The following is a 13,246-nucleotide window of genomic DNA, read 5'->3' on the forward strand; positions in this document are numbered from 1 at the left end:
ATGGGAATTAGTATCAGATATTAAAATTCTTTTTGACGAACTTAATTCTAATTTTGCTAAGATTCATTCATTAGCTTATGCTAGAAGTTTCCTAGTATAAGTTAAATTATCACTTAGAAACCCTATATTAATATAAATGGTTAACTCTATAATTAAACTTTACAACCTGCATGATATTCTAACTTAAAAATCAACTTATACGCAGGCATATTTTTAAGTTAATAATTAATAATTAAAAATGAATAGTGAATGAAAACTTTTCTCTACTGTGGTGCGGAAAATCTCAAATTTAAAGCCTATTGAAGCTTTGCTTCAATAGTACAATGTTTTAGATCTTCTATAGTGCTAACGGAAGAAAATCATCCATAACTATTAATTCTTAACTTTTAATTTTTAATTATTAAAAAATATCTGGAGTATAAGTTGATTTTTCGTTTAGAAACTCTATAGGGAATTATCATTAAATTATAATAAATTTTTGAACCTTTTTGAGCTAAGGTGTCTCTTATATAATAGGTGCACCAAAAAGAGGAGGTAATTAAGTGAATAACATCGACATAATACAGCGCTGTAAAGAAGGTGATCTAGATGCCTTTAATATATTATTTGAAGAATACAGTGTAAAAGCTGTACGTACTGTATATCTTATAACCGGTCAAAAAGATATTGCAGAAGATATAGCTCAAGAAGCATTTATAAAATGTTTCAATCAAATAAAAAAATTAAAAAAAGCAGAGGCATTTGAATCATGGTTCTATCGCCTTCTTACAAGAATATGCTGGAGGTACTGTTCAAAACAAAAAAACAACCTGTGTATTGATGATATCAATGATAAAAATACAATTTCAAGCAACTCACTATCTGACATAACAGAAAAAAATGAAATAAAACATCTTGTGGATAAGGCCCTTGATAAATTGAGTATGCCTTTAAAAACAACCGTTATCCTATACTATTATAATGAGTTGTCCATAAAAGAAATATCACATGTATTAGGATGTTTTGAAGGTACTGTAAAATCTCGGCTGCATAACGCTAGGAAATTACTTAAGAAAGAATTTTTAACTGAAAATTTTGAGGGTTACTATTTTAATGATAATAAGGATGTGAGGTGTAATGAAAATGCTTAATCAAGAACAATTTGATAAAAATATAAAAAAAGCTTTATTAAACAAATCTCAGGATATAGTACCATCTGATAACATGTTTGAAAATATAAAATCTGAAATCAAATCAAATAGGAGTGATAAATATATGTCTAAAGAAAAATTCTTACCTTTTAGTTTAAATATTAAAAAAACTGTCATTGCTGCTTCCTGCGGATTTCTTATACTAGCAGGTTCAGTTGTTGCATCCCCAAATTTAAGGGCTTCAGCTCTTCAGAGTATAGGTAAATATGTTGATGGTTATACAGATATGAAGCATTACAATAAAGCTCCATCTAAAGCAGATTTACAAAAGGATTTAGGTTACAATGTAAAAATACCTAACTCTCTTTCCGGAGGATATAAACTGGTTGACGCTGGTGTAGATGGACATATAGACGGTGCAACCCCGGACAAACAATATGGTAATAGAGGAGCATATGCAATCTATTCAATAAATAATGATAGAAAAACAACCTTATCTCTTGGAGCTTCAAAAAGATCTGTAGATGCAGATGCTCCAATATTTAAAAATGCCGTACCTGTAAAAATGGGCAGCATTACAGGATATTTTACACAATATAAAGTACATGAAGCACCTGAAGGCACTAAATTTTCAGCTAAAGAAAAGCAAGATATCAAAGATGGCAAGGAAGTTCTAATTGGTATTGGAAGTCCGAAAAAAAATGTTAAGCTCAAAGAAAAGTTTAGCCAAGAATGTGCATTAAAGTGGAAAGATAATGGTATAAACTATGAACTTACTTCTATGGGCAATTTAAGTGAAAGTCAAATGTCTGAATTGGCTCAATATGTAATAAGCTCTAAATAGTTGTTATGGCTGGTATAAGTATAAAATTCACTTATACCAGCCATATATTAGTAAATTCTTAACTTTTAATCCAGTGAATAGATCACATCACCTAATTGTTCAGCTTCTGCTTTGTCATGAGTGACCAGTATAATGGTTCTTCTATTTTCGCTATAAATCATTAAAAATTTCTCTATTATATCACTTTTTAGTCTATCATCCAGTCCCTTAAAGGGCTCATCCATCAAAAGTAGATCGCTTTTATAGGCAAATGCTCTGGCAAGTGCAACTCTTCTTTTCATTCCTCCACTTAATTTATAAGGAAGTTTGTCTCTATAGTCCCATAATTCTACCATATTCAAAAATTTTCTTACAGCTAAATCTACCCTACCTTTGTCCATAGTAGACTTTAATACAAAAGCCACATTATCATATACACTAAGGTATGGAATCAATCTATCCTCTTGAAACACATAAGATATGGTACTGCCTTTTAAATTAACTTTTCCATTATAATCTTTTTCAATTCCACTTATTATATTTAACAATGTGGTCTTGCCGCATCCTGAAGGTCCAAGAATAGCTGTGATCCTATTTTTCAAGAATTTCATATTTAAATTATAAAAAACAGGTACTCCCTCGTAGTATTTACTCAATCTACTTATCGTAACTTCATATTGGTCTTCATTTTGCTCTTCCATAAAATCACCCTCTTTATCAATGCACATTTCACAGCTCACAATTCACAATTATAGTAAACAACTACTTTTTTGCTCTACTCAAGTAATACTTAAATATTTTTTCGAAAATAAAACTTAAAATTACAATTACAATAGTCCATGCGAAGAGTTCTGATGTTTCCAGAGTTGTTTTAGCACTTAAAAGATTTAGCCCTATAGAATAATTAGGAGTACTTAATACTTCAGATGCCACTGAAACTTTCCATCCGATTCCAAGACACATAAATATTCCTGATATAATATAATTTTTTATACTTGGTAGATATATATCTTTTATTACATACTTTCTCTTTACATTATATACACTTGCCATCTGTATCAAATATTTATCTACAGACTTTATACCTTGAATTACATTCGTATATATTATTGGAAAGCATATAAGTATAGCTGTGAAAATCACCACATTAGATGAATTAAACCATACTAAAGCTATAATAATTATGGATATAACTGGAGTGGATTTTACAGTAACTACAAGAGGTTCCAGTAGTTCTTCTATAAATTTATTTAGTCCTGCAATTATACCAGTTATAATTCCAATAGCTATGGATAATAAAATTCCAATAATCACTCTCAATATACTATTAAAAACGCTCTTCCAAAAATAATTTTTTCCCATTAAAATTATTAAGGTTTTTAGTACTTCAAATGGCGAAGGTAAAAGAAGAGGATTATTCATAAAAAGGGAGCAAAGCTCCCAAATCAGCATCCAAAATACTAGTATAGATAGTTTTTTAATTATTTTTGTTTCCACTGTAATAGAAATTTTCATCCGGCATTTTTCCTCCAATGGATTTTGGATTATTCTCATTTAAAACTTCATAAAATTTCTCCAAGGCCTGCTTTCCATCTTTAGCACTTATAAATACTATGTTACTCTTTGGAATAGCCATTTCCGCTACTTTAGCCTTTGGAATTATACTTTCCTTTGCTATAAGTTTTCCTGATTCTTGTTTATTTTTATTTACAAAGTCTACTGATTCTTTATATTTGCTCAAGAAGCTATCTAAATCTTTTCCTCTCTTGTCTATAAATGATTTTCTAAAAACCAAAGTTCCCATTACGAGCTTGCTCTGTCCCTGGGAAGCCTTGTCCCATTCTTTTGTCAAATCTATAGGTATTCTCAAATTACTGTCTTTCATTTTAGTTGTAGTTACAAAAGGTTCTGGTAAAACAGCTAGATTCACCTTTTTAGATGCTATTGCTGCAGCTAAATCGCTGTGATCCATCTTATAATCAATAGTTACATCTTTTCCTGGTTTCAATCCATTCTTCTTTAATATGTAATTTAACACATACTCAGGAGTAGATCCCTTACCACTTGAGTAAATGGTCTTTCCCTTCAAGTCAGCTATACTGTTTACTGTATTTCCATTTTCCACAATGTATAAAACACCTAATGTATTTATTCCAACTAACTTAACTTGACCTTTGGTTTTATTATATAGAATTGGTGCAAGGTTAGATGGAACTGCTGCACCATCCAATTCTCCGTTTACAATTTTAGACACTATTTGATCTGCAGAATTGTATACAGTAATATCATAGTCATCCTTATTTTGCATAAGTTTTGCCATACCCATTCCAGTAGGTCCTTTTAAAGCAGCTATCTTAATTTTATCCTTTTTAGCTGAAGCTGAAGTTGCAGTTGAATCATTAGAACAACCTGCTGCAAATAGGGTTGAAATTATAATCATAAATGACATTATAAATATACTTATCTTTTTTTTCATAAAAACCCTCCTATAGCTAATTAACTTAAAACATAGACACAATTCTATTTATTATCTATTTTATTATAACATTATCTTCAGGCTTTAATTAATTTTATATTTAGAATTTTTAAAAATATAAGTTGACATAATAAACATTTTGGATTAAAATAAAAGTATTAACAATATATACCATAAAATGCTATCAATTTAGTGTTTTAAAAATATCTTAAATTTCACAGTTATCAATTCATATCTTAACCTGATCTCTTACTTTAAGTTTAAGATCGGCAATAGTTATCTAAAAGCATTACCTTTAAAAAGATAATTGTTAATAACTGAAAAATATTTATTAATAAAGGCATTTGAAAGAAAATAACAAAGTTCAAATAACAAAGAACAGATAAAGATGATTTCCATCATACCTCAGGAAATTTATAATTTTAATATTTTCTGACGTTAGGAAGAAAATTATCATTATTTGATATTTGAACTTTGAACTTTGTTCTTTAAGAAAATTGCTTGGCAATTTTCTTATATTAAGTCAAAATTTTATATGTGCAAAAGTTGAGTTAATAAACATCTTTGTAATTATATATTAAGATGTTTATTAAATTTCAAAAATTTATTCAGCATAAGGAGGAATCAATATGAAAGCATTACTTTTAGCTGGAGGCAAAGGCACTAGACTAAGGCCTTTGACAGACAAACTTCCAAAACCCATGGTTCCAATTATGGGTAAACCGCTTATAGAAAGAACTATACTAAAGTTAAAAGAATCTGGTGTTAGTGAAATTGTCATAAGCACCTGTTATAAATCTGATTATATTGAAAATTATTTAGGGGATGGTAAAAAATATGGATTAAAAATACATTATATCTCCGAAGACTTGCCTTTAGGTACAGGAGGCGCCATAAAAAATGCCGAAAGTTTCTTTGATGACACTTTTATAATCATGAATTCAGATATAGTACATAATCTATGCTACTCTGATTTCATAAAATTTCATAGAGAAAAGAAAGCTTCTGTTTCCATAGCTATGACTGAAGTAAAAGATCCATCTCAGTATGGAGTTATAGAATTTGATGAAGACAACTATATAAAAGCTTTTAAAGAAAAACCTAAAGAAGAAGAAACCAACTCAAAATGGATAAATGCAGGAGTGTATATATTTGAGCCAGAAGTACTAAAAGAAATACCTGAAAAAGAAATTGTATCTATAGAAAAAGACACTTATCCCCTGATTTTGAATAAAAGCTATAAAATGGCTGCCTACAAATACACCGACTACTGGATAGATATAGGCACAATAAAAAAATATATAAAAGCACACGTAGATATATTGTACAGCAACTGTAATAAACTTATGGAAACAAAAAATCTTACAAATAAGAGTAATATAATTTTTAAAAATAAAAGTGTAAAAATTCATCCCAGTGCTAAAATAATAGGTCCTGTATTTATAGGTCAGGACTGTATCATTGAAGCAAACTCTCAGATAGGTCCTTATGTGGTTTTAGGTAACAATTGTCATATTGGCACTTCCTGCAATGTAAGCAAGAGTGTACTGTGGGATAGAATAAATGTACATGAAAATGTTAATCTGACAAATTCTGTAGTAGCTTCAGATTGCACTATAGAAAAATATTGCAATATAATTAATTCAGCCTATGTCTCAAACAATTATAATAATAATTTACTTGCAATATAAAAACTTAAGAGGTGATATCATTGAAAAAAAATATAGTATTTTTGAGTACCTATCCGCCACGTGCATGTGGGATAGCTACTTTTACTGCTGATCTTGTAAAAAATTTAGAAAACAAATTTTCTTCTAATTCCTATAAAATAACTGCTGTCAATGATGAAAATTATAAATATGCAAAGGAAGTAGCCTTCACATTAAATCAATTTGACAGAAAATCCTATATTCATCTTGCTAATATATTAAATAATTCCGATACTAACTTAGTTGTATTAGAACATGAATATGGAATATATGGTGGGGACTGCGGAGAATATATATTAGATCTTGTAAATAATTTAAATATTCCATTTATAACTACGTTTCATACCATACTTTCAATGCCTTCTGAGAAACAAAAATTTATACTCAAAACTCTAGGTAATAAGAGCCAGAAAGTCATTACTATGGGGAAAAGTTCTATAAAAATTTTGATGAACACATATAATATTCCTGAAAACAAAATCATACTTATTCCTCATGGAGTTCCGGATATTGTTGTAGAAGATAGAAATTGTTTAAAAGAAAAACTAGGATACAAAGATAGAAGCATAGTAAGTACTTTTGGACTTCTAAGTCCTGGAAAGGGCATTGAATATGCTATAGAATCCATTTCAAAAGTAGCAAAGAAACATCCTGAAGTTCTTTATCTGGTGCTAGGTCAAACTCATCCTTGTGTAAAAAAGGAACAAGGTGAAAGTTATAGAAATAAACTTAAGAACTTAGTATCACAATTTGATATTCAGAACAATGTAAAATTCGTAAACAAATATCTTACAAAAAAAGAAATAGTACAATACCTAACTTTATCTGATATATACATGACTCCCTATTTAGGTAAAGAACAGGCTGTAAGTGGTACTTTAGCCTATGCAGCAGGCTATGGTAGAGTTATTGTTTCCACTCCTTATAGGTATGCACAAGAAATGCTAAGCAAAAATAGAGGCCTTCTTGCAAAGTTTAAAGATGCAGATTCACTTGCAAAAGCTGTAAATTTCTTATTGGATAACCCTCTTAAGAGGCGTAATATGGAGCAATCCACCATGAAATTAGGCATGAAAATGAGATGGCCTTCTGTTGCAGCACAATATGAAAATCTATTTGCTTCTGTTATAAAAAACAGCGAAATTGCAACTCAGGTGGTGTAATATATGTTTACCTTTGAAGAAAAAGATTCTGTACCCCTTTTTATCATGACTGACGATACTGGAATTATACAGCACAGTGTATTTGCAGTTCCAGATCCAAATTCAGGTTACACTACAGATGACAATGCAAGAGCTTTGATTATAGCTATAATGTTATATGAAAAATTCAAAAGTGAAAAGTATATAAAATTAATTTTTACATACACTTCATTTTTGCTCTATGCCCAAAATAAAAGGGGAACCTTTAAGAATTTTATGGATTACAGTAGAAATTTCATTGAAGAGGAGGGCTCTGAAGATTGTTTTGGAAGATGTCTATGGTCACTAGGGTATATGCTTCAATCAAAAATTATTCCCCCCTCTATAAAACATGCAGCTCAAAAGATGATGTCAAAAGCTTTACCCAATGTAAAATCACTGTCTTACACTCACAGTAAAGCCTACTGCCTTTTGGGGCTGAATTTGATTTACAGTGAACTTTTAGAAGCCAGTTCTACATTTGAAATTTCAAAGCATACTGTAAAAGAAGATATAACTATGCTTTCAGATTCTCTTGTAGAAAATTTTAAGTGTTACAGCAGTGATTCCTGGAAATGGTTTGAAAATAGTCTCACCTATGGTAATGGCATATTTCCCTGGTGTCTTTTAAAAAGCAGTAATACATTAAATAACAAAGAGTACCTAGATATTGCCCTAGAAGCTTTAAGCTTTTTGGAGCAGCAGTGTTTTAAACAGGATTATTTTAAACCTATAGGAAATAATGGTTGGTTTAAAAGAAATGATTCTCATCCATGCGAATTTGATGAACAGCCTTTAGAGGCCTGCGGAACAGCTCTTATGTATATGGAAGCTTACAAATTACTTAAAGACGTAAAATACTTAGATAAAGCAAAATTATGTTATGAATGGTTTTTAGGTAAAAATTCCGCAAAAAAATCACTTGTAGATAACTTTACAAGGGGAGGCATGGATGGAATAATGGAAAATAAAATGAATTTAAATCAAGGAGCTGAAAGTATCATAGCAAAAATACTAACAGAGCTCCTTCTCTCCAAATAATTAATAATTAAGAGTTAAGAATTAATAGTTCTTAACTCAAATTTATATTACTTTCTCTTTATTCTATGCTTTTGAGGTTTTAAAGTAAGTTCTGTTACTACCAAGTTAGAAGATTCCCTAAGTACCCATTCCACCACATCTGCTATGTCTTTACAATTTATATAAAAGTCTTCGTTGCTATCATCTTCACTGAAATTTGCATTTCTATAGAAATTTGATTTCGTCATATCTGGATGTATTGTTACTATTTTTACACCTGTTTTTCTTACTTCACTAAAAAGACTTTCAGAAAAATGAGTTAACCCTGCTTTTGTAGCAGAATAAGCACAGCCATAAGTACTTATTTCCTTTGCTGTAACTGATGATATATTTATTATAATTCCCTTATTTTTCTTAAGTTGCCTCATCAGTATACTACCAAGTACCATAGGTACTTCCAAATTCACTGTTATCATTTCGTGTATCTTTCTAGGATTTAATTCTTCATGGGGGCCAAAGTATCCAACTCCACTATTATTCACAAGTAAAAATATTTCATCTTTGGCCTTTATTTCATCTATTCTCTGGAAGAATTTATTCGTATTTGTTATATCACAAATTTCTCTTATAAAATTAGGACTATCAAATTTTACCCTGGAAAAGTCTCTACCAAATCCATAAACCTTATAACCCATATTCAGTAGTTTCTGAGCTATTTCAAATCCTATACCTGAAGAAGCTCCCGTTACAATTGCAGTTTTCATCCTTACACCTTCTCTATAATTTTGTATTATTTTTATTGTACAAACACTTTAGATTTTTTTACATATTTGCAAACCAGATCATATACAAAATTCACCAAAAGCTTATGGTGATGTTCTGAATAACTGCAAGTTCCATCTGCAGTTTTAAATGGATACGCCAATAATAGAGATTGTGGATTCATTTTCTCCATGTTCTTTAAATAATCCTTCCCAATTCTAAATACACCAATACTCACATCCCGTATGTTTTCTTCTTGAATAACCCTGAATGTATCTTCTACACAATTCTTATAATACTCCTCCCAATTATGTACATATAACAGTGGATCAAAGCAAACTCTCACCTTCCATCCCCTATCTATAGCACTTTTAATACTATCCAACCTGAGCTTAAAACTTGGAGCACCCATTTCATATTTCCTGCAAATTTCTTCTGGTGAAAGAGTCCATGCAAGTATTACATTATCTTGCGGTACTATATTTTCTATACTTTTAAAATTGGAACTTTTAGTTCTTATTTCTATCTTTAAATTACTATGACGCCCTACAAATTGTATCCATTTTCTAATAAACCCTGTTATATTTTCAAAAGCCATAAGATCCGTATCATAAGATATACATAAATAAACGGAGTGCTTCTTTAGAATACACTCCACCTGTTTGAAAACATCCTCTAAATTCACAAATAGAACTATATTTGCAGAAGAATAAACTCCCTGCAGATAACAATACTCGCAATTATACAAGCAATTCATAATAGATGAAGTATAATAAAAATGTTCGTTTCCAAAATCATCACATACCCTTGCACCTTCATAAATTAAGTTTCCGTCATTGCGTGCAAGAATTAGTTTAGGAGACTTTTTTTGCACCAGAAAATCTTGATTGTGTCTGCAAAATACATCTTTATAATGATTTATTTTTATAACATTGGATTTTTTAAACTTAGACAGTACCTTCTTTGTATTTTCATTTTCAATAATCCCTTTTTCCACATAAATATGAGAAAAGCTACATAAATTCAAGCTGTTGTATAAGTTTTTCAAAATACATCTTCCTCTCATATTTAGTCTTACAGTAAATCTGAGTAAATGGCTCAAGAGCTAGGATTAAATTATCATTTCTAACCTTATAGCCTTTAGCTAACTTCTTTAGCTGATGCTGCATAGAAACAGACAAATTAAAATTGCATACTATTTCATTTATATAGTTCATATCTTTTTCATCCAATATGTCCTTAGGTTTTACACATTCGTGTTCGATATCCTGTATCCAACTACATATCTCATCTGACTTTTCACAAATTAATTCAGTAACTTTTTCCCCAGTTACATTTGTTCCATCCAAATAGTCAGATACTATCTTCAAAGAATAAATTCTATGGGGCGGCATAAATATAGATACCGCTTGAAAAAAAGCAGCTCCTTCCATGTCTACAATGTCACCTCTTATTTTTTCTAGGTCTTTTTGATCCACTATTTTTGCAAAACTCTCCAAACATGCCTCTTTAAAAGGATGTTTAAATATCATGTCAGGATAAAAATTCTTATCAGTAATGTAATCAATTATTTTATTACAAAGTACTGATGTGCCAATTTGAAAAGTTCTATCTTTACTTCCACAAACGCCTATATTTATAAAGGTATCGTATTGATCAGCTTCAAATTTAGCTATAATATATGCACAAGCAGAAGCCACATTTATTGCCCCGGTTTTACTTACTATAAGTACAATTTCTTCATTTTTAAAAACTTGAAATTTATTTACGGAATTATCCCTTTTTAAATCAAACCTTTCTATAAATGGCTTTGCCTCACAATGTAATGCTGTTACTATAAAAACCATATTTGCCTCCCTGTTGCCACTGCATTTATAAATAATTATACTTTAAATATACACTTAAGTGTATTAAATATCTATTATTTTATCCCCCTGCATAAGTACCTTTTTATTTTATAGTTCCAATCTTCATAAACTTCACCATAGTCTTCTTTTACAAATTCTAAAAACTCATCTAGTACTCCCAATTTATCTAATCCTTTCATTAAATGTCTTGGATAATTGCAGCATTTGGAATAATTATTTTTAGGATCTATTACTTTTATGGAAGAATCTTTACACAAATATAAGTCCTTACACCTTATATCCAGTTTAGTAAACTTGAGTTTCTGAAACTCTTTAATAAGATTAATAATGTTCTTTGCAACTTTTTCATCTAACCCATTTTGTTTAATGTAGTAATCAAGTCTCTCCCCTTCTGCATAACTTCTCACAATATAATAAAGCCCATGAGAATATATTTTAGGAAAATACTTGCTCTTACTAGTTTTTTGTAATATGTTATATTCACTTCTGCAAACATATTTGCTTTTAAATATTTTAATCACTTTATTATTATCTTCTAATAAATAAACAATTCCATTATGCCCACATCCTAAAAAATTTGCCCTCCTAAGCATGTTTTCAGCTGCATTATCTAATTGAATATAATATCCATCCCTTTTCTTCATAAATATACCTTCCTATATTGTTCTTAGTATATTGTATGAAACTATATTTTGTAACATGAGTATTTAAAATCAAGTATCTTACGGTAATATAGAAAATTTTTTTACCTGATTTTGAACTCTTTTGGAAAAAGCAATCCAAATAAGAAAGAAAGCAAATTTATTCCAATAACACATATAAATAAAAGATGTAAACCTGAAATCAAAGATTCCTTTATCAATTGAAGTGAAACACCACTATTTAAAATAGATGAAGAATAAAGATTGCTTGGATTTATACCTTCAATTCCCACATTCTTAAAATACTTTATTATACTTAAATTAAATATAGTACCAAATATACTCACACCTATAGTTTGTCCTAAATTTCGAAGAAGAATATTTGATGCCGTAGCTGCTCCTCTCATAGCATAATCTACAGAATCCTGCACCACTATAGTGACAATTGTAAAAGTACCTCCAAAACCAAAACCCATTATAGAGACACACAATATAATCCAAGGTAATGTTGAACCTACACTAAAAGTCAATAAAATGAAACTAGAAAGCAACAATATAATTGAACATATTAAAATTATACTTTTTTCCTTATATATAGTCAGCCATTTTGAAAGAACTATAGAAGATATAAGCCAGGTAAATGACATAGGGGCAATACAAATTCCTGAAATAGTTGCTCCAAATCCAAGCACATTTTGAATATAAATTGGCATATATACATCAATTGCAATTAGTGAAGCTGATACTAAAAAGCCTATTATACTGACAACTATGTTGACTCTTGTAAATATTTCAAAAGGCATAATAGGCTCCTTTGACTTTTTTTCCACAAAATAAAATACAAACAAAAGTGCTAAAGCTACACTTATACATATAATTGTAAGAGCCAAGTCAGGAGAGCTTTTTTTTCCAGCACTTAAAAATCCATACAAAATAAGTACTATAGAAATAGTTAAAACCAGCGTTCCCGTATAATCTATTCTTACTTTCCTCTTCTTAAAATTCTCCTTTAAATTATTTTTAAGAAGCACTATAGAAATTATTCCAAAAGGTATATTTATAAAAAATATCCAGTGCCAGGAGAGTGTGTCTATTAGAAAGCCTCCTAAGAAAGGGCCAAGTAGACTTGCAACTCCCCACACTGTACCTACCCATCCTTGAATCTTTGCCCTTTCAGAAGCAGCAAATAAATCTCCAACTATAGTATATGTTACTGTAAATATTGAACCTGCACCTATTCCCTGAAGAGCACGAAAAGCTATAAGTGAATACATATTCATAGATATTCCACATAAAAAACTTCCTAATAGAAATATTGATATTCCTACAATTAAGGTATTTTTTCTTCCATATAAATCTGACAATTTACCATATATAGGCGTAGTTATAGTAGAAGTAAGTAAGTACATAGAAAATATCCAGCTCATTAATTCAAACCCATTTAAACTTTTGACAATAGTAGGAATAGCTGTAGTCACAACAGTTCCTTCTACGGCTCCAAGAAATGTAGCTAGCATTATTGCAATTATTATATTTCTGTTTTTTGACTCCATATTAAATCACATCCTTTAGTAAGTACCGAAATTTGTCCTTAAAAAAACCTCAGGTTTATTAGGCATTTTCAAAGAAATAACTA

The 13,246-nt window shown here is 30.0% G+C and carries 13 protein-coding genes; 5 read left to right on the forward strand and 8 right to left on the reverse strand.

Annotated features, from left to right (window positions below; translation table 11 throughout):
• Positions 1 to 542: 542 nt before the first annotated feature.
• On the forward strand, positions 543 to 1,130 hold the full coding sequence (locus CLRAG_RS04100; protein WP_065077222.1) for an RNA polymerase sigma factor: 588 nt from the start codon (positions 543 to 545) through the stop codon (positions 1,128 to 1,130).
• Positions 1,117 to 1,974 (forward strand): hypothetical protein, encoded by an 858-nt coding sequence (locus tag CLRAG_RS04105; protein WP_083985534.1) that lies wholly within the window; start codon positions 1,117 to 1,119, stop codon positions 1,972 to 1,974. The genes CLRAG_RS04100 and CLRAG_RS04105 overlap by 14 nt, the downstream gene beginning before the upstream one ends.
• Positions 1,975 to 2,039: 65 nt before the next feature.
• On the opposite strand, the gene CLRAG_RS04110 is transcribed toward CLRAG_RS04105, so the two are convergent.
• The 3 genes from CLRAG_RS04110 to CLRAG_RS04120 all read right to left on the reverse strand — a co-directional run bounded on the left by CLRAG_RS04110 (position 2,040) and on the right by CLRAG_RS04120 (position 4,429).
• Complete coding sequence (locus tag CLRAG_RS04110) at positions 2,040 to 2,654, reverse strand: ABC transporter ATP-binding protein (RefSeq protein WP_065077223.1); 615 nt, start codon at positions 2,652 to 2,654, stop codon at positions 2,040 to 2,042.
• 61 nt (positions 2,655 to 2,715) lie between these two features.
• Positions 2,716 to 3,468, reverse strand: a complete 753-nt coding sequence (locus CLRAG_RS04115) for an ABC transporter permease (protein ID WP_065077224.1) — start codon at positions 3,466 to 3,468, stop codon at positions 2,716 to 2,718.
• Complete coding sequence (locus CLRAG_RS04120) at positions 3,431 to 4,429, reverse strand: ABC transporter substrate-binding protein (protein ID WP_065077225.1); 999 nt, start codon at positions 4,427 to 4,429, stop codon at positions 3,431 to 3,433. The genes CLRAG_RS04115 and CLRAG_RS04120 overlap by 38 nt, the downstream gene beginning before the upstream one ends.
• Before the next feature lie 629 nt (positions 4,430 to 5,058).
• Between CLRAG_RS04120 and CLRAG_RS04125 the strand changes: the two genes are divergently transcribed.
• The 3 genes from CLRAG_RS04125 to CLRAG_RS04135 are packed head-to-tail and all read left to right on the forward strand — an operon-like array spanning position 5,059 to position 8,360.
• Positions 5,059 to 6,120 (forward strand): nucleotidyltransferase family protein, encoded by a 1,062-nt coding sequence (locus CLRAG_RS04125; protein WP_065077226.1) that lies wholly within the window; start codon positions 5,059 to 5,061, stop codon positions 6,118 to 6,120.
• A 20-nt stretch (positions 6,121 to 6,140) separates the two neighbouring features.
• Positions 6,141 to 7,301 carry a glycosyltransferase family 4 protein gene (locus CLRAG_RS04130; protein WP_065077227.1) on the forward strand — a complete coding sequence of 387 codons (1,161 nt, stop codon included), beginning with the start codon at positions 6,141 to 6,143 and terminating at the stop codon, positions 7,299 to 7,301.
• Positions 7,302 to 7,304: 3 nt separating this feature from the next.
• Positions 7,305 to 8,360: a glycosyltransferase gene (locus tag CLRAG_RS04135; RefSeq protein ID WP_065077228.1), complete on the forward strand. Its 1,056-nt coding sequence runs from the start codon at positions 7,305 to 7,307 to the stop codon at positions 8,358 to 8,360.
• Between the two features lie 47 nt (positions 8,361 to 8,407).
• Here the strand turns inward: CLRAG_RS04135 and CLRAG_RS04140 are convergent, their stop codons facing one another.
• The 5 genes from CLRAG_RS04140 to CLRAG_RS04160 form a co-directional block, all read right to left on the reverse strand.
• Complete coding sequence (locus CLRAG_RS04140; RefSeq protein ID WP_065077229.1) at positions 8,408 to 9,103, reverse strand: SDR family oxidoreductase; 696 nt, start codon at positions 9,101 to 9,103, stop codon at positions 8,408 to 8,410.
• Positions 9,104 to 9,135: 32 nt separating this feature from the next.
• Positions 9,136 to 10,149 (reverse strand): SPL family radical SAM protein, encoded by a 1,014-nt coding sequence (locus CLRAG_RS04145; RefSeq protein WP_065077230.1) that lies wholly within the window; start codon positions 10,147 to 10,149, stop codon positions 9,136 to 9,138.
• Positions 10,115 to 10,948, reverse strand: a complete 834-nt coding sequence (locus CLRAG_RS04150; RefSeq protein ID WP_065077231.1) for a 5'-methylthioadenosine/S-adenosylhomocysteine nucleosidase family protein — start codon at positions 10,946 to 10,948, stop codon at positions 10,115 to 10,117. The genes CLRAG_RS04145 and CLRAG_RS04150 overlap by 35 nt, the downstream gene beginning before the upstream one ends.
• Positions 10,949 to 11,022: 74 nt before the next feature.
• Positions 11,023 to 11,613 (reverse strand): protein kinase, encoded by a 591-nt coding sequence (locus tag CLRAG_RS04155; RefSeq protein WP_065077232.1) that lies wholly within the window; start codon positions 11,611 to 11,613, stop codon positions 11,023 to 11,025.
• Positions 11,614 to 11,714: 101 nt separating this feature from the next.
• Positions 11,715 to 13,163: an MDR family MFS transporter gene (locus CLRAG_RS04160; RefSeq protein ID WP_065077233.1), complete on the reverse strand. Its 1,449-nt coding sequence runs from the start codon at positions 13,161 to 13,163 to the stop codon at positions 11,715 to 11,717.
• Between the last annotated feature and the right edge of the window lie 83 nt (positions 13,164 to 13,246).

This window comes from Clostridium ragsdalei P11 (assembly GCF_001675165.1).
Classification (GTDB): domain Bacteria; phylum Bacillota; class Clostridia; order Clostridiales; family Clostridiaceae; genus Clostridium_B; species Clostridium_B ragsdalei.